Raw genomic sequence first — 23,013 nt, forward strand, 5'->3', positions numbered from 1 at the left:
CCGCACACGAGCGGGGAGGCGGGAGGCTGCGGTCCTCGGCCAGCTGCTCGGACTCGGTCCGACAATGACATCTGAGCCCTCAGCCGCTTCACCGAGCCGCGAAGAACCGGCCGGTCGGCGGCACGATCGATCAGTCCCCGGTCCCCGGCGCGGGGCACGATCCCGGCGGACACCGGAGGGATGCACGGTGTGCAGCCCGGTCATCCCGAGTCGCCCTCCGTCGCGTGGGCGGGACGGCACGCAGCCTGTTCGGGGTGCGCACCCATGGCACGTCGTCCGAGGACAGGTCGGCGGCCACGATCAACGGCGAGGACGAACTCCTCCGGCGAGATCGATCAGCCGCAGCCCCTTGAAACCGGCCCGAGCGGCCGGGGCGGTGACACCCGCAGGCCCGCGGCGGGCCGGGACTCGGCGAGACCGAACCCCGCACCGCGCCGCACCGGTTCCGGCCCGGCCGCGACGACGAGTGCCTCAGCGACGTTGCACCCTGGCCAGCCACTGCTGGAGGGTGACCACGACGAGCAGGATCGTGCCGCTGACGACCGCCTGCCAGTTGGAGTTCAGCGAGCCGACCTGGTTGATCACGTTCATGATCACCTGGAGCAGGAGCACGCCGACCAGGGTCCCGAGTACGGTGCCCGCACCGCCGGTGAGCAGGGTGCCGCCCAGCACGACGGCCGCGATCGCCTCCAGTTCCATCCCGACGCCCAGCACCGTCACCCCCGAAGAGGTGTAGGAGGCCATCAGCATCCCGCCGAAGCCCGCCAGCAGTCCGGAGGTGACGTAGGCGATGATCTTGGTCCGGACGACCGGCAGACCCATCAGGTCCGCCGCGTCCTCCTGGCCGCCGATGGCCAGCACCGTCGCACCGTAGGACGTGCGGTGCAGGACGATGCCGCCGAGGACGAAGGCGATGACGACCAGCCAGATCGGGAAGCCGATCCCCAGCAGCGAGCCCTGCGACAGCGTCCGGAACGCCGACTCGACGGGCACCTTGTAGGTGGTGGCGCCCTCGTCGCTGATGAGCAGCAGAACGCCGCGCGCGAACAGCAGTCCGGCGAGGGTCACGATGAACGGCGGCAGCCCGCCCCTGGCGATGATCAGCCCCTGCGCCAGTCCGATCGCGCCGCACACCAGCAGGGGCACCAGCAGCGCCGCCCAGGTCCCGTACTGAGCGCCCCAGGCGGCCAGGACGCCGCCGAGCGCGAACACCGAGCCCACCGACAAATCGATGCCCCCGGTCATGATCACGAACGTCATGCCGAGCGCGACCACCGCGAGGAACGACGCCTGCAGCCCGATGTTGGTCAGGTTGCCTCGGGTGCCGAAGGAGTCGAAGGCGAACGTGGCGGCGAGGACCGCGACGACGAGGATCACCAGCGCGCCCTGGCGCTGGGCCACGCGGGCCAGCCGCGCCCCGGTGCTCGGGACGCCCTGGCCTGCGGGCGGCGCGGTCGGGGCGACGGAGCCTGTCATGGTGACGCCTTTCTTCCCGATCGTCCCGGTCTCCCCGATCTCCGGCGACCGAGTTGTACGTAGACGGCGGCGATCACGATGACGGCCTGCACCACCTGCGCGGTGGAGTCCGGGATGTTGTGGAAGATCAGGGTCGCCGTGATGAGCTGCATCAGCAGGGCGCCTGCGATGGTGCCCGCGACGCGCACCTGACCACCGGACAGCGGGGTCCCGCCGATCACCACCGCCGTGATGGCCGACAGTTCGATGAGCAGGCCGAGCCGCGTCGGGTCGCTGGCTTGGGAACGCGCCGCCAGCAGCACGCCTGCCAGGGCGGCCAGCAGGCCGCAGACGACGTAGGTCGTGACCAGCACCCGCTTCACCGGCAGTCCGGCCAGTTCGGCGGCCCGCTGGTTGCCGCCGATGGCGACGAGCCTGCGACCGTAAAGCGTGCGCCGGACCGCGAACCACACGACCAGCGACACCACGGCGGCGATGAGCACCACGTAGGGGATGCCGAAGACGTTGCCGGAGCCCAGCATGACGATGCCCGGCTCGCGGATGCTCTTGATCTCGCCGCCGATGAGATTGGCGACGCCGCGACCGGCGACCATCAGACCCAGTGTCGCGACGATCGGCTGGACACCCACCCTGGCGATCAGCGAGCCCGCCACCGCCCCGGTGATGCACCCGGCGAGCAGCGCGATCAGGATCGCGACGGCGGCCCCGTAGCCGATGTACAGCGGGATCAGCGCGGCGGCCAGCGCCATCACGGCGCCCACCGAGAGGTCGATGCCCTGAGTGCCGATGACCAGCGCCATCCCCAGCGCCACGATCAGCACGGGCGCCACCTGGATGAGCTGCAGCCGCAGCGTCCCCTCACTGACGAAGTTCGGGGTGATCGCGACGTTCACCAGGATCAGCAGGGCCAGTGCCACGAAGACGCCGTTGCGGCGGATCCAGTCCGCGTCGATGCGGGGCCGCCGGAGCCAGGGCGGCCTGCCGGACCCGCCGGACTCCCCGCCGCCCGCGTCGGCGGAACCCGCCGCTGCCTCGCGTACCTGTCCGGTCCCGGACGAGGTCTCCTCGGCCGGGGATCGGGGCGCGTCCGGGTCCGGCCGCCGACCCGCCTGGGTGGAGTCAGTCACCCGCGTCCTCCTCGTTCTTCTCGGCCGCCGTGCCAGGATCGTGGGCCAGCGCCGCGAGCAGTTCGGCGGTCGTACGCTGCTCGCCGACCAGCTCCCGCACCACTCCGCCGTCGTGCAGCACGACGATCCGGTCGGCGCCCTCGACCAGCTCCTCCATCTCGCTGGAGATCAGCACGACCGCCAGGCCCTGTTCGGCGAGTTCGTCGATGAGCGACTGCACCTCGCTCTTGGCGCCGACGTCGATGCCTCTGGTCGGCTCGTCCAGCAGGAACACCTTCGGCTCCGTGCACAGCCACCGGGCGATCAGCACCTTCTGCTGATTGCCGCCGGACAGCTCCCGCACGGGCTGGGCCGGGCTCGACGCCTTGATGTGCAGCCGGGCCATGAAGGTCGCCACCAGGGCGTCGACCCTCGACTCCGACACCAGGCCCAGCCGGGAGAGCCGGGGCAGCACGGCGAGCGCGATGTTCTCTCGGACCGAGAGGTCCGGGATGATCCCCTCGGCCTTGCGGTCCTCCGACAACAGGGCGATGCCCGCCCGCAGGGCATGGCCGACCGAGTTCGTGCGCACCTCCGCACCGCCGACCCGGACGGTGCCCGCCTCGCGCGGCAGCGCGCCGTAGACGGCCTGCACCGTCTCGGTGCGACCGGAGCCGAGCAGTCCGCCGAGGCCGACCACCTCGCCGGGGCGGACGGTCAGGCCGACGTCGTGCAGGCTGCCCCTGACCTGGACACCGGACGCCGTGAGCACCGGCTCCCGGTCCTGTCGGTGGGTCTCGCCGAAGTCGGTGGCTCCGGTGCGGCGCACCTCCTCCAGGTCGCGGCCCAGCATGTGCGAGATGAGCGCCAGCCTGCTCAGGTCCGCCATCCGGCCGGTGTGCACCTGCCTGCCGTCGCGCAGGATGGTGACCCGGTCGCACAGCTCCCAGAGTTCGTCGAGCCGGTGCGAGACGAAGACCAGACCCACGCCCGCGTCGCGCAGGGTGCGCGCGACGCCGAACAGGGTGGCGACCTCCTTGGCCTCCAGCGACGACGTCGGCTCGTCCATGATCACCACGCGTGCCGAGACCGACATGGCCCGCGCCAGCGCCACCATCTGCTGGACGCCGAGGCCGAGCCTGCCGAGGTCGGAGCGGACGTCGACGTCGAGGCCGAGGGACTCGACCAAGGCGGCGGCCTCGCGGTTCATCCGCGCGACGTCGATGAGACCGAGCCGGGTCCTCGGCTCGCGACCGAGGAAGATGTTGCGGGCCACCGACAGCAGCGGCACCAGGTTGACCTCTTGGTAGATGGTGGAGATCCCGGCCCGCTGGGCGTCGGCGGGCCGGTGGAAGTCGACGGGGGCGCCCGCGAATCGGACCTCCCCTTCGTCGGGCGGATGGACGCCCGTCAGCACCTTGATCAGCGTGGACTTGCCCGCGCCGTTCTCGCCGACCAGGGCGTGGATCTCACCGGCGGCAAGCCGGAAGTCGACACCGCGCAAGGCGCGCACGCCGCCGAACGACTTGGTGACGCCCTCGGTCTCCAGAACGGCGGCCGCCACGCGCTGCCGAGGCGGGTCGGTGCTGGTGGAGCTGCTCACGACGACGTCCTTCCTCGCGTGGGCCGTCGCCGACGCGGTCTGGCGATGCAGACCGCGTCGGCGGCTGAAGGCGGGATGGACTCGGTCAGAACGCGTTGCCGAGGTCGGCCTCGGCGTTCTCGCTGTCGTACTGGTCGTCCTCGATGATGACGTCCTCGGGGATCGTCTCACCGTCGTAGAACCGCTGCGCGGTCTCGAAGGCAAGCGGGCCGAACCGGGGGTTGGACTCGATCACCGCGTTGATCTGGCCGTCCACGATGGCCTGCACCGCGTTGCGGGTGCCGTCGATCGAGACGATCGTGACGTCGACGCCGGGCTGGAGCCCGGCCGACTGCACGGCGGTGACGGCGCCGAGCGCCATCTCGTCGTTGTGGGCGTAGATCGCGGTGATGTCCGGGTTGGACTGCAACAGCTGCTCCGCCACGGCCTGGCCCTCGTCACGGGCGAAGTTGGCGGTCTGCTCCGCGACGATCTCCAGGCCGGGGTGCTCGGCCTCGACCTGGTCCTTGAACCCGGCGTTGCGGTCGTCGGTGACGTTGTTGCCCGAGGAGCCGAGCAGGATCGCGACCTGTGCCTCGCCGCCTGCGGCCTCGCTCATCGCGTCCGCCGCGCGGGCGCCCTGATCGTAGAAGTCCGAGCCGAGGAAGGCGACATAGTCCTCGCAGGGGGTGTTGGTCACCTTGCGGTCGATGGTGATCACCGGAACGCCCGCGGCCTTGGCCGCGTCCAGCGCCGGATCGAGTCCGTCGGAGTTGACCGGAGCCACCAGGAGCAGTTCCACGCCCCGGTTGAGCAGGTCCTGGATGTCGGCGATCTGCTTGGGCAGCTCGTTGTCGGCGTTGGTGACTAGCAGCTCGCCCACCCCGACCTCGTCGGCGGCCGCGCGGATCGACTCGGTCTCCGCCGCGCGGAAGGCCGCCGTGTCCGGTTCGGACTGGGAGAAGCCGACCACGGCGCCCTCCAGTTCGAGCGGCTCCGCGCCGTACTGCTCCAGCGTGCAGCCCTCGCCGGTGTCCTCGGTGTCGCGGACGACCTGGCCGTCGCCGCCCCCGGTGGAGGCCGACGACGCGGCATCGTCCTCCCCGGTGTTGGTGCAGCCCGTCAACACGATTCCTGCCGCCGCGACCGCGGCGAACAGCCGCCGCGACCGCAGAACTCCTGTGCGTGTCATGCCGAACTCCTTGTTGCCGGGGCCACCACGTCGTGTCCGTCGGTGATGCCAATCACACGATTTCCCCAACGATCAAACATGATCGAACATCTTCCTGCAACAATTCTTTGACACGAAACAACAACGGCTGGTCAGTCCTGTCCTGAATGATCGACTTCGACCGGACGACTCGGACATTCGGCCGTAATCACTAGGACATTTCGCCCCTTTTCCGGAAATACCGGGGCGATGACGGCGGCGGTGTCCGGACGGCGGGGATCGACGACGTGGCCGAGTCAGGACCGGGCACACCTGCCTCGGGCGGGAGCCGAAGAACGGCCCCCGCCCGAGATGTCGCGTGCTACCTGCGGTGCTGTCTGATCAGTGCCGGTAGGTGGCGGCCAGCTCGGCCACCTCCTCGTCCGACAGTGCCCGGTCGAAGACCCGTGCGTCGTCGACGGCGCCGTTCAGGCGGTCGACCGACTGGCCGCCGTACTGGCCGCGCCCGATCACCGTGTTTCCGGTGGACTCCGCAGCCGTGCAGGCATTCTGGCTGTCGACCTTCTCACCGTCGACGAACAGGGCGAGGGTGCCCGCCTGTGCGTCGCGGACGCCGGTCAGGTGGTACCAGCGGCCCGGCTCCGGCTTCTCCGGCGACAGGGCGCGCAGTCCGATGAAGCTCATCGCCCAGCGCTGGTCCTGCCCGGAGTACTGGAGGAAGAAGGCGCTCTCCCGGCCGGTGTCCTGGCTGACCACCGTCTGGAAGCCGTCGCCCGCCTCGTTCAGCTTCGCCCAGGCCGCGACGCTGTAGCTGCCCGCCGTGTCGATCAACGCGGCGCCGGTGTCGGCCTGGCCCGCCCCGTCGAACGCGACCGCGCCGCCTTCGACGCCCTCGGTCCACTCCGCCCCGGTGAGCGTCGCGTGCGCCTCGCCGACCGCGTCGGCCGCCGTGGTGCCGGTGCCCTCGTCGAACTTGTAGGCGTTGACGCCGTCGGTGCCCGGCGTGCCGGGGTCCGGCTCGCCGCCCCCGCCGCCGCCGGTCCCGTCCGCCGAGCGGATGATCGCCTCGTTGATCTCCCTGACCTGGGCGAAGTCCATCTTCTCCACCTGCCGGTCATAGGTGAAGAAGCCGTTGACCTCGTGCTCGACGTCGGTGATCTGGGTGTAGATCGCCCCGCTGATCGCGCAGCTCGCCGCGCCCTCCAGGACGTCCTGCTGGTTCTCGACATAGCGTCGGGTCAGTGTCTCGGAGTCGGGGGTCATCTCGTAGGCGTGGCCGTCGCCGAACCACATGTGGCCCTCGACCTCCAGGCCGAAGCCGCCGTGCTCACCGTCCATCGACACCCGAGTCTCGTCCGGGGTCGGCAGCGCGGGACCGACGTAGGCGTGCCAGTCGATGACGTCGCCCTTGCCGGAGTCGCCCAGGGAGGCACAGCAGTTCACGCCGCTGTGCGCGTTGACCAGCCGCGTCGGGTCCTGCGCCTTGACCTCTTCTGCGATCCGGCCGGTGGCCTCCTGCGACCACTCGCCCCAGCCCTCGTTGAACGGCACCCAGCCGATGACCGAGGTCCAGTTCTTCTTCTGCTCGACCAGTTCGTGCAGTTCGGCCTCGAACTGCGCCCCCGCCTCGGCGGGCGGCCTGCCGCCGGTCCGCATCGACGGCATGTCCTGCCAGACCAGCAGGCCGAGCCGGTCGGCGTGGTAGTACCAGCGGTCGGGCTCGGTCTTGATGTGCTTGCGGACCGTGTTGAAGCCGAGGACCTTGTGCTGCTCGAGGTCGAAGGCCAGCGCCTCGTCGGTCGGCGCGGTGTAGATGCCGTCCGGCCAGTAGCCCTGGTCCAGCGTGGACATGTGGAAGAGGATCTCGCCGTTGAGCGTCATCCGCAGTCGGCCGTCCTCGCCCTCGGCCATGCCGATCTCCCGCATGCCGAAGTACGAGTCCACCCGGTCCACCGGCCGCCTGCCGTCCTTGAGGACCACCTCGAGGTCGTAGAGGAACGGCGAGTCGGGCGACCAGGTCTTGGTGTCGGGGACGGGAAGCGCGATGGGCTCGTCCGCGGCGCCCTGCGTGCGACTCACCGTGCGGCGGCCGTCCTTGACGATCGCCTCGACGGTCAGGCCCTCGGCGTCGCCGCCGGTGTTCACCGTCAGCCCCAGGGTGGACGACTCCAGGTCCGGGACCATGTCGAGCGTCTCGACGTGTCCGACCGGCACCGGCTCCATCCACACCGTCTGCCAGATTCCGGAGGCGCCCTCGTAGAAGATGCCCTCGTCGGGCACCAGCCGCTGCTTGCCGACCGGTTGCCACGTCGCGTCGGTGAGGTCCTCGACCCCGACGACGATCTCCTGCGGGCCTCGGCCGGTCAGCGCGTCGGTGACGTCGGCGGAGAACGCGCCGAAGCCGCCCCGGTGGGTGGCCACCTCCTGGCCGTTCACGTAGACGACTGCGTCGTAGTCCACCGCTCCGAAGTGGAGCTTCAGGGCGTTCGACGAGCCGACGCGCCAGCCGCGCGGGACCTCGAACGTCCGCCGGTACCACATGCGGTCTTCGTGGCGTTCGATCCCGGAGAGGACCGACTCGGTGGGATAGGGCACCAGGATGCGCTCGTCGAGCGTCTGACCGAAGGGCGGTTCCTCGCCTTCGGCGGCGCCCGCGAACTCCCAGATGCCGTTGAGGTTCTCCCAGTTCCGCCTGGTGAGCTGTGGTCTCGGGTACTCCGGCAGCGCGTTGTCCGGCGAGACCTCGGCGGTCCAGGGCGTGGGCAGTCTCGGCTCGCCCATCTGCCAGTCCTCGGGGTTCTGGGCCGACGCGACGGGGGAGACCACCGCCGTCGCCAACAGTGCGGACAACAACAGTGCGCCTGCGGAAACGGAGCTACGTCGTCTGTGCCGTCGTTTCGACGGTCCGGGAGGAGTCAAGGTCGAACACCCTTCTAGACCGGTCGCCACACCAATGCAGGGCAGGCATGGTGACGCTGGGGACGTCGAATTCACGCCCACCACACTCGGGCGCGTGATCCATTTCACACATGTGACGATCGTATGTCAACGATCACCATCAAGTTCGATCAGATTTCAACAGGACGATGCCCAGAACAGGCGGGCAAACACACAGTCTCGATCAAGAATGCCCACCGACGTGCTTGACTGATAGCGACACCGAGCGGAGGCTCCCGACTCGGCGCTTCCGAACGAAAGAGGACACGCAGTGCTCGCAGCCGAGAGGCAGGCACACATTCTCGAAGAGGTCCAGCGACGCGGCGCGGTGCGCGTGAGCGAGCTGTCGCAGCTGCTCAACGTCTCCGACATGACGATCCGGCGCGATCTCGACATCCTCGCCGCCCACCACCGGCTCGACAAGGTGCACGGCGGCGCCACGGTTCGTCGTGCGCCCAGCACCGAGGAGCCGGGTTTCGAGGCGAAATGGGTGCAGCAGACCTCGGAGAAGCAGGCCATCGCGGCGGAGGCGGCCAGTCTGATCAGCCCCGGATCGGCCATCGGCCTGTCGGCCGGGACGACCACCTGGACGCTGGCACGGCTGTTGTGGGAGATCCCCGACCTGACGGTGGTCACGAACTCGATGCGCATCGCGGGCGTGCTGCACGGTTCCGGCCCCACCGCGCCCAACGTCGTCCTCACCGGCGGCGTGCGGACGCCCTCGGACGCCCTGGTCGGCCCGGTCGCGGTGTCGACGCTGCAGATGCTGCACCTGGACGTCGTGTTCCTCGGCGTGCACGGGATGGACTCCCAAGCCGGTTTCACCACCCCGAACCTGCTGGAGGCCGACACCGATCGAGCATTGATCGCCGCCGGTCGCAGGCTCGTCGTCCTGGCTGATCACACCAAGTGGGGCACCGTGGGAATCAGCACGATCGCCCGACTGGAACAGGCCGACGTGCTCATCACCGACGACCAGCTGGGCAGCGGAGCGCAACAGTCCCTCCGGGAGGCGGTCGGGGAGCTTCGCGTGACCCGGTCGCGGTCCGGCGACGAGGAGGAGGACGCGGTCTGACCTCGGCGGCGGAGGGCGTACATGGAGTGTGCCCACCCGACCGAAGCGCGCGGACGGATCGTGCGGCCAGGCGGTGAACGCCTTCGCGGTCGCCGCGTTCGACGCCGGGTGTGGCGATGGTCCGCCCCGACGACGAGCCCCCGGCCCGCGACAGACTCACGGGACGCTCCACGCAGCGCCGGGGTCGTCACGACGGCGGCCGGCCACGCCCCGCTGTGTGGTCCTGTTCGTTCGGACCGACCCGGACACGAGGCCTGCGGCGGCACGGCACCGTCCGCCTTGGTCGGCACGGCGACGATTTGGAGTGGTCGGACGGGCCCTCGACCCCGACCGAATCCGAGGGCCCGTCCCCGTTCAGGCGGCGCTCCGGCCGATGTAGACGTCGCGCGCGCGGTAGTGGGTGTCGCCGCCGGGGCCGGGCGAGCCCGCCGAGCCCTCCATCTGGAGATTGATGATCACCCAGAGGGGCTGGTTCACGAAGCCTGCCGCGCGGTGCTGGGCGACCCACTGACCGTCCAGGTAGTAGTGGATGTCGACGTCGGTGGCGTTGACCTTGGTGATCCACGCCCGATACTCGTGCCAGCTCCCCGGCGAGGCGACGTCGACGATGGTGGTGGAGACGTCGGAGGCGCTGCGGAAGGTGTTGAACCAGTTCCTGGCGTTGCCCTTGTACTCGAGGATGTCGCTCTCCGGCGGCCAGCTGTTCACGCCGGTCAGCCAGAAGGCGGGCCAGGTGCCTCTGGTGGACGGCGCCTGAAACTCGCCGCGTACCTCGTAGGACGGGTACCGGTCGTTGACGATGATGTGGTCCTTGGCGTGCACCGCGCCCGAGTGGTACCGAATCGGCAGATACGGATCGGCGCTGCTGTTGCCCTCGTCCCAGTTGATGCGGGTCGCCTTGAGGTTCAGGACGCCGCCGTCGAGCCACACGTGGTTGTGGTCGGTCGGGCTGCCGTACATCCGGGCGGTGCCGTTGTGATCCGATCCCCACGGGTAGCCGTAGTTCCATTCGGACTCCAGGGCGGCATAACTGCCGAAGGAGCCGCTCACCACGTGCTCCCAGGCCGCGTCCTCGGCCGCGACGGAACCGGCGGTGCTGGTCAACCCGGCGGTCAGGGCAAGGGCGAGCAATCCGATTCTGATGCGCATCTCGAACCTCCGTCACCAGGGCGGGCACGCGCGTCGTGTGACCACGATCACGCATATGTCGGCCGAGGGACAACCGCTGCCCGGCCCAATGTGGACTCGGCGGGCGCCCCCGGTGTGCGGTCGAGGGCTGCGCCGACGAACGGCTGATCGACGAGCCGGGGCCTGCGGCTGGTCTCCGGTCTCGGCGCCGGTGGCGACCAGCGCTCGGACCGGCCCGAGATCACCCGGCGAGATCGCATCGGTGGATCGTCGAGCGGGCGACGATGCACGGCGGTTCCGGCGGGGCGGCCTGCGCGGCGGCCGGGTGATCTCGCCTCGAACTGATCGTCCTCGGACGGGACGGGCGACGGGACACAGGCGACGCAGGGTCGAGGCGACCGGGGCGGCGCCCGGCTCGCGGCGGGCGACTCGGGGAGGGAGAGTCGCCCGCCGCGATCGGCGGGCGGCTCAGCCCGCCGCCACGGCCGTCCACGAGAACTCGCCGACCAGGGACACCTCGGAACACTGTTGCATCGGCATGATGAGAATGCACCTCTCTGAACATGACGTCCGATCCGAATCGTCGTTCGGGAAGGGGGTGCCGATCCGACGATTCACATCGCACGCAGATCCGATGGGAAAAGGACGACAGCCATCGGTGACGACGGGGATCGTCGGGGGCGAAGACGATCCGAGTCGAGCAGCCGATGACGCCATTGTTCGGCCCGGCGAAATCAGTGCGTGATGATCAGTGGCGCCGAGAACCGGTGATCCGGAGTTCGTGCGACAGGGAGGGTTCGCAGCACGAACTGTCTCCTCGGCACCGCCACGAGTGCCGATTCGTGGACTGCGTCGCCGAGGAGACGGCTCCCCCACTGCCGCCGCGACCAGGGTTCACGCCGCCATGGCACCACGTCCTGCCTCCCGAAACCCCTAGAATTCGGGAGACAGGACGCGGCGCGCACACCGAGAGGCACAAGCCGCCCGCTCATCGTTCGGCGACCAGTCGTCGACGAAGAAAAGCAGGAGAGCAGACCGCGCCGCTCCGTACTTCCATCACGCATATCCGAGCGATTCGACAATCGACGATCGCTTGAGATCACCGGAACCTGCGCCACCCGAGGACATCGAATGACAAGAGGGGAGGGGGTCCGGCCGTCACATGACAATCATCGACGTGAAACCGAGATTGAAGCTGCTGTCGAGCTGCGCATCACTTCCGTTCGCACCGCCGAGACGGTGACCGGGACAGATCCGATCGAGACGATCCGATCCCGGCGCGCGGGATCCGCGCGCGGTGATCGCCACGATCGGCGGGCGGGGGACGGACGCGAGAACCACGGCCGGGAGCAGCCGAGGACGCCTCGGCGAGAGTCGGCCCGTGCTCGCGGTCGCGGGAACGGACCTGCCGCGGCTGCCACGCCGGACCCGACGACGGCTGGGGATGCCGTCGGTGTGGTGGGACTCCGGACGTGCTCAGGGGACGCTTCGGGTCGAGAACCGAGATCGAGTGCTCCTCGGCGCCGAGGGACTCGCATCGGCCAGGGAGACGCCGTGAGCCTCGGGGGTGCGGGCTGGACGACGTCGGCGGCATCGCACCGGGTTCGGCGGCCGATCGCGCGCGGCGGTGGGGGCGCCGTCGCGTCGGGCCTGCCCGGCGTGATTCCAAGACTCCGTGTGTTCCGCACTGTCCTCCCCTGCGCTCTCGACGCCTGCGGACCTCCAGGCAGCTCTCGGGCACCGCAGGATGCGAGATTCGCGGCGCACGACGTCGTTCGGGCGACGTCGCGACACATCGGATCAATCCGCGTCCCTGGGTGACCGGCAGCCGACTGGACCACGCGGGCGTCCCGACCAGGGACGCACTCCTGTTCCGACCCTGGTCGTTCTGTCCCGCGTGGGTCAATCATGCCGCAGCGTCCGCCCAGATCGCGCACAGGCGTTGCTCCGATCGTCCGATGACCTGTGCCGCGAGACGGGTGAGTCACCGTGCGTCCCTGCGCAGCTGAGATCGGACGTGATCGGCAGAGAGGTCACGTCCGTCGGTTCTCCAGGTGGGAACGACATGGTGCCCGACCCGGCGCACAGATCATGCACAGCCGTGTCAGGCTGGCGGTAGATTCTGAAGATCAATCGAGGACTGCTTGAGGATCCAGCTGCACGACGGTTCCTGATCGACGAGGCTTCGGCGACTGTGGACACGGGGTGACTGTGGAGTTTCGAGTCTTGGGACCGCTGGAGGCACGACGGGACGGCAGGGCCGTCTCGGTGGGCGGCCATCGACAACGGTCGGTGTTGGCGGCACTGCTGCTCCGCGCGAACGAGGCCGCCGGGACCGGATACCTCGCCGAGGCGATCTGGGAGACGCCGCCCGCCGCTCCGGAGTCCAACATCCGCACCTACGTCGCCGGCCTGCGACGGGCCCTGCGCGGCGTCGGCGAGCCGGCGGAACGGATCACCACCCGCCCCGGCGGGTATCTGTTCTCGGTGCACCCCGGCGAGCTGGATCTCCTCCTCTTCGAGGACCACGCCCGCGAGGGTGAGCACGCGGTGCGACGCCGCGACTTCACCAGAGCCGTCGAGCATCTCGAACGGGCGCTGGCGCTGTGGCGGGGCAGACCGTTGGAGGGCAGCGCGGTGGGAACGCTGCTGGCCACCGAGGCGGACCGAATCGAGGATCGACGACTGGCGGTGATGGAACAGCACGCGCAGGCGTGGATCGCGTTGGGCAGGCCGGACCTCGTGGTCGGCGGGCTGCGCGTGCTCGTCGCCGAGCACCCCTACCGCGAGGAGCTGTGGGCGCAGCTCATGCTCGCGCTGTACCACGGCGATCGGCAGGCCGAGGCGCTCGCCGCGTTCGCGCAGGTCCGAGGGCGGCTGGTGACCGATCTCGGCATCGAGCCGGGCTTGCGTCTCCAACGCCTCCACCAGGAGATCCTGTCTACCGAGCCGACCGGAGCCGCCGGACCGGACCGGACCGACGACGCCGTCTCGGTGGCGCGGGCCTATCGACAGCTGCCGATGGACATCGTCGAGTTCACCGGGCGGACGGCCGAGTTGAGCAGGCTGCTGCGCATCGTCGAGGAGCACGGCGATCCGGCGGCCACGGCTGTGCCCGTCGTCGCCATCGAAGGGATGGCCGGGGTCGGCAAGACCCGACTCGCGGTGCACGCCGCCCACCGGATCGTCGGGCAGGGCCGCTTCGACGAGATGCAGCTCTGGACGGATCTGCACGGCTTCGACCCGGAACACGCACCTGCGAACCCGGCCGAGGTGCTGGCGGGCTTCCTGCGGCTGCTCGGCGTGCCCGGCCAGCACATTCCGCACGGCCTGGATGCGCGCGCGGCGCTGTACCGGGACCGGCTGGTCGGCAGGCGGGTGCTCGTGCTGTTGGACAACGCGGCCACCGAGGAGCAGGTCCGGCCGCTGCTGCCCGGCACGGCGGACTGCCTCGTGTTGATCACGACGCGCCGCAGGCTGTCCGGGCTGGACGGCACCCGGCCGCTGCCGTTGGGCGTGCTGACCACCGAGGAGGCCGTCGGCCTGCTCGCCCACATCGCGGGCGACGGCAGAGTCGAGGCGGAGCCCGCGTCCGCCAGAAGGGTCGTCGAGCTGTGCGGCGGACTGCCGCTGGCGGTGGTCCTGGCGGCGCGCAGGCTGCGCAACCGGCCGTTGTGGACCGTCGCCGACCTGGTCGAGCGACTCGGCGACGCCGAGCGGCGGCTGGCCAGGCTCTCCGCGGGCGCCCTGGGCGTGCACGTCGTCTTCGACCTCTCCTACCGCGCGCTGCCGCCCCGCCATCGCAGGCTGTTCCGGCTGCTCGGCATGCACCCCGGCGACGACATCACCGCGCACACCGCCGCCGCGCTGGGCGATCTGCATCCCGACGATGCGGAGACCCTGCTGGAGGACCTGCTCGACGAGCATCTGCTGCACCAGTCCACGCCCGGCCGCTACCGGTTCCACGATCTGCTGCGCAGCTTCGCGCGGGAGCGAGCCAAGGCCCAGGAGTCCGCCTCGGACCTCGCCGGGGCCGTGACCAGACTGCTGAGCTGGTACCTGCACGCCGCCGAAGGCGCCAGGAGACTCCTGGAACCGCACCGCAGTCAGCCCGTCCGGCTGCACCCGCTGCTGACCCGTCATCCGGTGCCGCCCCTGGCCGACCACGAACAGGCCCTCGCCTGGTGCGAGGCGGAGCGGGCGGGACTCCTCGCCGCCGTGCAGGCCTCGATCGAGATCGAGCAGCTGTCGATCGCCTGGCAGCTTCCGTCGATCCTGCTCAACTTCTACTACCGGCGCAGCCACTGGGCGGACTGGCTGGCGACGCACCGCATCGCGTTGAAGGCCGCCCGTGCCCTGGGCGAGCAGCACGGCCAGGGCCTCATCTGGCGCGGCCTCGGGATCGCCTACCACGACCTTCGGCGCTTCACCGAGGCCGTGGACTGCTACCAGCGGGCGCAGCGCATCCTCGACGCGGTCGGCGATCGCAACGGGCAGGCCTGGAACCTGAACAACCTCGGAATCGGCTACATCGACCTGGAACGCCTCGACGACGCCCGCAGCTGTTTCGCGCTGGCGCTGCCCGCCTTCCGGGACACCGGCGACCGACAGGGCGAGGGGATCTGCCTGGGCAACCTCGGCGACACGCTGCGCAGGCTCGGCCTCCGCGCCGAGGCCACCGCGCATCTTCAGGAGGCCCTGCACATCCAGCACGACATGACCGATCAGGCGAGTCTGCGCTTCACGCTGGTCTCCCTCGGCGATCTCCTGCACGACGACGGCGATCACGCGGAGGCCGCGCGACACCAGCGCGAGGCCATCGCGGCCAGCGAGTCCGTGGGTGACCAACGGATGGTCGCCCGCGCGCTGATCGGTCTGGCGCGTGCGCTGGAGACGGCGGGCGACGGGGGTGCGGCGCTGCATCATCGACGGCGGGCCCTGGCCATCTTCGACGAACTCGGCGACCCGCAGGCCGAGGTCCTGCGTCCGCTGCTGGCCGAGCCGCCTGCCGAACAGCCCGACTACGCGGACCCGCCGGACGAGCGCTGAGCGCACCGCAGGCACGCGGACCCGCTCCGTCCGCGCGCGCCGAGCACCGCCGGCCGGTGGTCGGAGGACCGTGCCGGGTGCGGCGAGGCGCGCGTAGTCGACGCCCGTCGCCCCGTCGACGACCCGCCTGCCGATCGCCATGGCATGGCCCGCCGTCGCGGCGCGGCGCCACGACGCAACGCGTGTGGACCCGCTCCGCGCGAGCTCGGTCATGCCACCCGGATGAGCCCGCACCGCCGCCTCGTACTCCGCGCGGTTCCGGTCGGCGAACGCGCAGTGCTCTGGTCGGTCCGCTGTGGCGCGCCGGGTCGTCGCCTCACCACCATGACCCCGTCCGCACGCTGACCCGTTCCCCGATTCTCCGACCATGCCGGGGTTCGACTGCGTACAGTGTCGTCTCGAACACCACACGTCATAGTCGCGAGGGTGCCATGTCTCCCAGGCTGTTCGTGTCGACCAGTGCGGCCCGTCGCCGCGCTGCACCTCGGTTGTGCGGACTCCCGCCGCCCCTGCCCGTTCGAATCGGGCGAGACGGCGCGAGAGACGTCGGGAACGCCGTTCCGGCAGGTGATCTCTCGGTCCCGACGCCCTCGGTGCCGATGACGGTGGCGCTGAAGGCATCAGCGTCAAGGATCCTGATGCCGTGCCGTCTCGGCCACGGAGACCGGCGATGAGCGGCCGGGAGGACCGGTCGCCCGAACCCGACCGCGTCCAGATGGAAGCCCAGGCATCCGGCGAAGCAGAGATCTACCAGTCGCTGGGTGACCAGTACATCGCCGAGCGAGACCTGCACCTGACCCTTCAAGACGGCGTTCGCTCCGCGCGACGGGCGACGTCGCAGGCCGGACAGGGACCGTGTCCGTATCCGGGACTGGCAGCATTCGACCGGGATCATGCATCGTGGTTCTTCGGTCGAAACCGGCTCGTCGCCGAGGTGATCGAGCGGCTCGACGAACGACGCTCCAGTGGCGGGGCGCTGATGGTGATCGCACCGTCGGGGGCGGGCAAGTCCTCGCTGCTGCGGGCGGGCCTCATCCCGGCACTCGAAGGCGGGGCGCTGGACGGGTCGCAGCGGTGGCCTGGGGTGCTGTTCTCCCCCACCGCCCAGCCGATGCTCTCCCTCACAGCGAGCCTGGCTCGCGGCCTGGACATTGACCGCTTCGAGCTGGACGCGGCGGTCGCGCAAGGGCCCGCCCGCCTCGCCGCTGTGGTCCGGGCAGGGCTGCGACGACGCGACGACGCGCACGGGGGCAGGCTGATCCTGATCGTCGACCAGCTCGAAGAGCTGTTCACCCTGTGCGAGGACGAGTCGCAGGGCCGGGCCTTCGTCGACGCGCTGACGACCCTGGCCGCACCGGACGCCGACGGCGGCGATCCCGTCGCGCTGGTCGTCTGCGGCCTGCGCGCCGACTTCTACGGGTCCTGTGCCGAGCACCCGTGTCTGCGGACGGCACTGCGCGACGGCCCGGTCATCGTCGGTCCGATGACCACCGCCGAGCTGCGCGAGACGATCCTGTTCCCCGCCGCCTCAGTGGGGCTGACCATGGAACCGGGCCTCGTCGAACTGCTGCTGGGCGACCTGGGCGGGGCCGGCCCGTCCGAGGCCGGCGGCGACGGGCGGTCTTCCGCTGCGCCGGGCTATGCCTCGGGCAGGCTCCCGCTGCTCGCCCATGCCCTGCGCGCCACCTGGCAGCAACGACACGGCAGCGTGCTGACCGTGGCGGGATATCGCGCGACCGGCGGCATCGCTCACGCCGTGGCCACGACAGCGGAACGGGTGTTCACGGGCCTGCCGAGCCCCGCGGCACAGCAGGCGGCACGGACCCTTTTTCTACGGCTGGTCAAGATCGGCGAGGGTGTGGAGGACGTCCGACGGCGGGTGGCGACAGCCGACCTGCACGGCGTGGCGGCGGGCGGGGCCGGCGAATCCGGGCATTCGAGCCCGTCCGAGCTCGACGCAGTGCTGGCAGCGTTCACCGCAAGCCGGCTGCTCACCTGGGACCGAGACAGCGTCGAGATCACCCACGAGGCACTACTGCACGCCTGGCCGCGCCTGCGCGACTGGATCAACGCCGACCGGCACGGCAGCCTCGTCCGCCAAGAGATCGAAGAGGCCGCCTCAACCTGGGATCGCGGCCAGCGCGAGGCCGGCTCGGTCTTCCGGGGCGGCAGGCTGGACACTGCCCGCCGCTGGGCCGACCGGCGCCACGCGGAGCTGAGTCCGGTCGCGACGGATTTTCTCGCCGCCTCGATACGCCGGGAGCTTCGAGACGGCCGACTGCGCACGACCGTGGTCGCCGCCCTGTCCGTCCTGACCCTGGTCGCCGCGAGCGCAGCCATCGTCGCCGTGGATCAGCGCGGCGTCGCCGACGGGGAGCGGGCGCGGGCGGAAGCGGAACGAGACAACGCCGTCGTCAGTCAGCTCAACGCGACGGCCCACCATCTCCGGGACGCCGATCCCTCGATCGCAGCGGGTCTCGACGCGGCGGCCTTCGACCTGCGTCCTTCACCTAACACCTACACGCATCTGCTGAACGCGGCGAACACCGCGCTCTACACCCCGCTGGCCGGGCATGAGGACTCGGTGTACTCCACCGCCTTCACCCCCGACGGGACCACGCTGATCAGCGCCGATCGGGTGGGCGGACTCCGATTATGGGACCTGACCGATCCCGAGGCGCCGAGGCAACAGGCCGTGGTGTCCGACGCGCATGTCGGCGCGGTCTGGTCGATCGCCGTCGCACCGGACGGCCGCACGCTCGCCAGTGCAGGCGATGATCAGGCCGTCCGGCTCTGGAACGTCGCCGATCCGACGGAGCCCGTTCCGATCGGCGAGCCGTTGACCGAGCACGGCCGCTGGATCGGCTCGCTGGTCTTCAGCAGCGACGGATCGAGAGTGTTCGGCGGCGACGACGCAGGCACGGTGCACCAGTGGACGGTCGCCGATCCCACCGCGCCCGCCTATCTCGGCGGGCAAGGCACCGAACAGGGATTGCTGTCCTCACTCGCCCTGCATCCGGAAGGACACACCCTGGCCACCGCAAGCTACGACGGCACGATCCGGCTGTGGGACGCCGCCGAGCCCGGCGAGCTGACCGCGCTCGGCGAACCGCTCACCGGGCATCTCGGTGAGGTGTTCTCCGTAGCGTTCAGCCCGGACGGCAGAATGCTCGCGAGCGCCGGTGCCGATGCTGGCCTGCGGCTGTGGTCGGTCGCCGATCCGGCGGCGGCGGCACTCATCGGGGAGCCCGTCGCCACCAGCACCACGGGGTTGCGCGCAGTCGCGTTCAGCCCGAACGGTGCGCTCGTGGCCACCGGCAGCATGGAGGGTCCGGTGCAGCTCTGGAACGTGATCGACCCGAACGCCGTCGTGCCACGCGGCCACGCGCTCACCGGCCACACCCACACTGCGGGCACGCTGGCCTTCAGCCCGAACGGCAGGCTGCTCGCCTCCGGCAGCGGCGATCGTCGGACACACCTCTGGAACCTGCCCGAGACCATGCTGCTCGGGCACGCCGCCCACGTCGAGGCAGTCTCGTTCCGCCCGGACGGCCGGGTGCTGGCCAGCATGGGCTTCGACGACACGCTCCGCTTCTGGGATACCGCCGAGCCTGCGCATCCCGCGCCGCTGAGCACGATCCACGACGTGTCGCTGGCCTCGATCGCGTTCAGCCCGGACGGCACGATCCTGGCGGGGGCAGGCGCGGACACCGGCTCTCGATCGGGCCGGGACCCGAATGCGGACCAGCTGCGGCTCTGGGGCGTGACCGACGCCGCCGCTCCCACGCTGATCGGCTCGATTCCCCTTGACGCAGGCAGGATCGCCTTCGCCCCCGACGGGACCCTGCTCGCCTCCGGCGGCGACGAGCAGGTGCTGACCCGGTGGGACGTCGGCGACCCGGCCGAGCCGGTCCTGCTCGACCAGTCGGACGCCGACGACGAGGCCACCCCGGCCTCTGCCCTGCATATCGCAGTCAGCCAGGACGGCGACACACTGGCCACCAGCCATTCGGACGGCGTGATTCGGCTCTGGTCGACCGGGGACGGCCTTGGTCTGCTCGGCGCCACCAACACAGAAGGCCTGCCGGAGATCTGGTCGACGGCTTTCAGCCCCGACGGGTCCCTGCTCGCGAGTGCGGGCGAGGACGGAACCGTACGGCTGTGGGACCATTCCGACCCCACAAGCCCCGTCGCGGTCGGCCCGCCATTGACGGGTCATGACGCACCCGTCACGACGGTCGCCTTCACCCCCGACGGAAAGACCCTGGTCAGCGGCAGTGACGGCAACACCATCCGGCTCTGGGACGTGTCCGACCCTAGGCAGGCCGCCGCGCTGGGTGCGCCGCTCATCGGGCACGGCGCAGGCAGCGCGGGGCGGCCTGTCCACACGATTTACTCTGTCGCGGTCAGCTCGGACGGACGGACGCTGGCCAGTGCAGGGGGCGACACCACCGTGGGCATCTGGCCGCTGGACATCGAGACGACCCTTGTCCGCACCTGTCCGGTCGCGGCCGCCGCTCTGGACCTCGCCCGGCGCGACGGCGGCCTCGCCGAGGACGCCCCGGTCGGCCCCGACTGCGGGTGAGGCGCCGCCGACGGACGTAGTCGGGGAGCGGTCCCGGCGCGTTGGGCCGAGAATTCGCCCGCGGTGGGATCCCGTCGGTGCGGAGCATCGCGGAACGCGGCGGCCCGCCTCACCGACCGTCGTCCGACGTGACCGATCGTCGGACACCGCTCCGCCGAGGCGGCTGCCCGCCCCGGCCCCCGTCGGTGCCGCCGACCGGAGCGGACGAAGGTCATGATGGCGTCGCCAGCGGAACCGTCTGGCCAGACCGGCCAACCACCCAGCCAGACGAAACACCTGCCGCCTCACCGGGCGGCTCCGGCGGAGGGGGTGTCCGCGCAGCGGCCGCCAGGCACGAGAGGGGCCGTCATTCAGGCGATGCGTGGTCTCTTCGAAGGCGATCTCACTCGAACTCATGTTCGAATAATGCCCGGCCCGCGCTGAGCCCGACAAGGAATCCACAGCTGATCCACTCCATGGTGTGAGCCGGCATCCCACGGCAGCCCGCGCCGTCATCCAGCCGGAGCCGAGCCGGACAGGCGAGTCACCGTAGACCTCGCGAGGACCGCGAGCAGGCACAACGGTCTTCTCAACCCGGCCACAAGATCGAGTCCACCTGCTCGCTGAGGAGGTCGACGTCCCGGTCCCGCCGGAGAGCAGAGGCGGGGTGGCGGTCTGGCCGCCGCCGTCAGGTCACCGAACAGGGCGATCCAGTGCTGCCTGCCGAGACGGCGGAGACGGACAGCCGGACTCCCGTCGACCGCACCACGTCGGCGGAACAGACCGAGGGACGACGCCTGGCCCGACCCCAGAAGGCAGCGGGTGCAGCCTGCTCCACCCGCACGAGGCCCACCGCCCGCCCTGCGTAGGCCGCGACCGTTTCGGGCACCCTAAGATCGGCGGCGCACTCGGTAGCGCCCGCCGGGCGTGCTCGGTGCCCACTTCACGAGGGGAGTCTCGATGACCAGCTCAGAGCGACCGGCCGCCGCGTCCGGCACGTTCAGCATCGGCGGCGATCTGCCGGTGAATCGCCTCGGCTACGGCGCCATGCAGCTGACCGGTCCGGGCGTGTGGGGCGAGCCGAAGGACCCGGACGAGGCGGTGCGGGTGCTGCGCCGCGCGGTGGAGCTGGGCGTCACCTTCATCGACACCGCCGACGCCTACGGGCCGTTCGTCGCCGACCACCTGCTGAAGAAGGCGCTGCACCCCTATCCGGCCGATCTCGTCATCGCGACGAAGGCGGGCTTCGCCCGCACCGGGCCCGGTCAGTGGGTGCCGATCGGGCGGCCCGAGTACCTGCGCCAGCAGGTGGAGCTGAGCCTGCGGCATCTCGGCCTGGACCGCATCGACCTGCTGCAACTGCATCGCATCGACCCGAAGGTCCCGCTGGCCGATCAGGTCGGCGAGCTGGCCGCGCTCCAGCAGGAGGGCAAGATCCGGCACATCGGCCTCAGCGAGGTCACCGTGGCCCAGGTCGAGGAGGCGGGTAAGACGGCCACCATCGCCTCGGTGCAGAACATGTACAACCTGGCCCGGCGCGACGCCGAGCCGCTGCTGGAGTATGCGACGGCGGCGGATCTGGCCTTCATCCCGTGGTTCCCGCTGGCCACCGGCGAACTCGCCAGGCCCGGCGGCCCGCTCGCGGCGGCGGCGAAGGAGCACCAGGCCAGCCCCTCACAGCTCGCGCTGGCCTGGCTGCTGAAGCGGTCGCCGGTGATGCTGCCGATCCCCGGCACCTCCAGCGTGGGGCATCTGGAGGACAACGTGGATTCGGCGACCATCGAACTCGACGACGCCGAGTTCGCCGTGCTGCTGCGCGCGGTGTCCTGACGACGCGGCTTGCGCAGGCGTGTGACCAGGCGCCGGAAGGCGCTGCAACCCGGTCCGCCCACTGATGAATGACCACCCCGTGAGCCACCCTCGCCCGCGAGGTGGAGAGGACGCCCCATGACGGCCGCGACGATCGCCGAGGTGTTGCGCGCCCTGCGCAGCATCCGGGCAGCCACCTACCGGGTCGCGCCCACGGCGGGCGGCGTCGCCGTCACGCTGGTCCTGCGGGCCAGTCAGAACGGCAGGCGCAACGCCGCCGATCGGATCGTCTCGGCGCTGCACCGTGACGGCCTCGCCCTGGACGTCGACGAGGACGCCGACCCGATCACCCGGCTCGCCGATGAGGTCGAGCCCGTCCTGATCCGGCGGCTCGCGGAGCCGTCCGCAGGAGGATGATCGCCAGGGTCCGAGCGGGAACGCCGCAGCGGCGGTGCCCGATCGGGCATCGTCCATCGCGTCCTACGCCGCCCGGCGGTTGTCGGCGTGCGGGCACGGCGCGGCCTGCGGAGCAGGCTGGTTTCCTCCTCGGCCACTCCCCGCCGCCAGGCAGCCCGTGCCGAGAAAGGCGGGCTTCGGGCTCGCATCGCCCTGCGCCACCCCCAGATCCGGCAGAGCTCGAGACGCCGAGCCGGGGCGACGTCCACCTGGACGCCGCCCCGGACCCGTGAGACGGGCCGCCACCCGCCCCACGATTCGTCAGGCCCGACAGGCCTCCAGTTCCGCGAGCTGGCCCGCAGGCCGGCCGGTGTTCGCGCTGATCACGACCCGCAGGTGTCGCACGGCGGTCGCCGGGAACTCGATGGTCACGGAGTTCCCGGTCGCCGGGTCGAAGGAATGTCCCTGCGACGCCGCCAGCGTCGTGAAGGTCGAGCCGTTCGTGCTGCCCTGCACGGTGCGGGTCTGCGTCCTAGTTCCCCAAGCCGTGGACGGGGGCAGCCGCCGCACCACCCGCCCGACAGACGACGACTCCCGCAGCTGGACGGTCAGCGACGGTGGGAAGTAGCCGTTCACGTTCTCCTCATAGGTCGCGGGATTCCCGTCGACGGCGGCACTACCGGGGAAGCCGCCCAGGACTCGTCGACCCGGCGACGGGCC

13 protein-coding genes are annotated in these 23,013 nt (G+C 70.7%); 5 read left to right on the plus strand and 8 right to left on the minus strand.

The genetic code is table 11. The features are described 5' to 3' along the window. Positions 1-471: 471 nt before the first annotated feature. From UA75_RS18820 to UA75_RS18840, 5 genes are all read right to left on the minus strand, one after another. Complete coding sequence (locus tag UA75_RS18820) at positions 472-1,476, minus strand: ABC transporter permease (protein WP_075741370.1); 1,005 nt, start codon at positions 1,474-1,476, stop codon at positions 472-474. Continuing rightward, positions 1,473-2,603 carry an ABC transporter permease gene (locus UA75_RS18825; RefSeq protein WP_232237319.1) on the minus strand — a complete coding sequence of 377 codons (1,131 nt, stop codon included), beginning with the start codon at positions 2,601-2,603 and terminating at the stop codon, positions 1,473-1,475. The genes UA75_RS18820 and UA75_RS18825 overlap by 4 nt, the downstream gene beginning before the upstream one ends. Beyond that, the gene (locus tag UA75_RS18830) at positions 2,596-4,185 is read right to left on the minus strand and encodes a sugar ABC transporter ATP-binding protein (protein WP_232237320.1); all 1,590 of its coding nucleotides are present in this window, start codon (positions 4,183-4,185) and stop codon (positions 2,596-2,598) included. Before UA75_RS18830 ends, UA75_RS18825 begins: the two co-directional genes overlap by 8 nt. A gap of 85 nt (positions 4,186-4,270) precedes the next feature. Beyond that, entirely contained in the window at positions 4,271-5,356 is a 1,086-nt protein-coding gene (locus tag UA75_RS18835) for an ABC transporter substrate-binding protein (RefSeq protein ID WP_075741371.1), read from the minus strand. Positions 5,357-5,716: 360 nt separating this feature from the next. After that, complete coding sequence (locus UA75_RS18840; protein WP_404799944.1) at positions 5,717-8,188, minus strand: LamG-like jellyroll fold domain-containing protein; 2,472 nt, start codon at positions 8,186-8,188, stop codon at positions 5,717-5,719. A gap of 355 nt (positions 8,189-8,543) precedes the next feature. Here UA75_RS18840 and UA75_RS18845 point away from each other — a divergent pair, with 355 nt between their 5' ends. Next, positions 8,544-9,347: a DeoR/GlpR family DNA-binding transcription regulator gene (locus UA75_RS18845; RefSeq protein ID WP_075741373.1), complete on the plus strand. Its 804-nt coding sequence runs from the start codon at positions 8,544-8,546 to the stop codon at positions 9,345-9,347. A 354-nt stretch (positions 9,348-9,701) separates the two neighbouring features. Here the strand turns inward: UA75_RS18845 and UA75_RS18850 are convergent, their stop codons facing one another. After that, positions 9,702-10,496 (minus strand): family 16 glycosylhydrolase, encoded by a 795-nt coding sequence (locus UA75_RS18850; RefSeq protein WP_075741374.1) that lies wholly within the window; start codon positions 10,494-10,496, stop codon positions 9,702-9,704. A 2,184-nt stretch (positions 10,497-12,680) separates the two neighbouring features. Here UA75_RS18850 and UA75_RS18865 point away from each other — a divergent pair. Both UA75_RS18865 and UA75_RS18870 read left to right on the plus strand, forming a co-directional pair. After that, positions 12,681-15,524 carry an AfsR/SARP family transcriptional regulator gene (locus UA75_RS18865; protein WP_083690781.1) on the plus strand — a complete coding sequence of 948 codons (2,844 nt, stop codon included), beginning with the start codon at positions 12,681-12,683 and terminating at the stop codon, positions 15,522-15,524. A 670-nt stretch (positions 15,525-16,194) separates the two neighbouring features. Next, entirely contained in the window at positions 16,195-20,109 is a 3,915-nt protein-coding gene (locus tag UA75_RS18870) for a hypothetical protein (RefSeq protein WP_075741378.1), read from the plus strand. A 667-nt stretch (positions 20,110-20,776) separates the two neighbouring features. Here UA75_RS18870 and UA75_RS18875 read toward each other — a convergent pair. After that, positions 20,777-20,977, minus strand: a complete 201-nt coding sequence (locus UA75_RS18875; RefSeq protein ID WP_075741379.1) for a hypothetical protein — start codon at positions 20,975-20,977, stop codon at positions 20,777-20,779. 71 nt (positions 20,978-21,048) lie between these two features. Between UA75_RS18875 and UA75_RS18880 the strand changes: the two genes are divergently transcribed. Together UA75_RS18880 and UA75_RS18885 are read left to right on the plus strand one after the other, a co-directional pair. After that, on the plus strand, positions 21,049-21,918 hold the full coding sequence (locus UA75_RS18880; RefSeq protein ID WP_075741380.1) for an aldo/keto reductase: 870 nt from the start codon (positions 21,049-21,051) through the stop codon (positions 21,916-21,918). 117 nt (positions 21,919-22,035) lie between these two features. After that, positions 22,036-22,314, plus strand: coding sequence for a hypothetical protein (locus UA75_RS18885; RefSeq protein ID WP_075741381.1), 279 nt, complete (start codon positions 22,036-22,038; stop codon positions 22,312-22,314). 300 nt (positions 22,315-22,614) lie between these two features. Here the strand turns inward: UA75_RS18885 and UA75_RS18890 are convergent, their stop codons facing one another. Further along, positions 22,615-22,989 (minus strand): discoidin domain-containing protein, encoded by a 375-nt coding sequence (locus UA75_RS18890; RefSeq protein WP_083683325.1) that lies wholly within the window; start codon positions 22,987-22,989, stop codon positions 22,615-22,617. Positions 22,990-23,013 lie beyond the last annotated feature (24 nt).

The organism is Actinoalloteichus sp. GBA129-24 (assembly GCF_001941645.1).
Classification (GTDB): Bacteria; Actinomycetota; Actinomycetes; order Mycobacteriales; family Pseudonocardiaceae; genus Actinoalloteichus_A; species Actinoalloteichus_A fjordicus.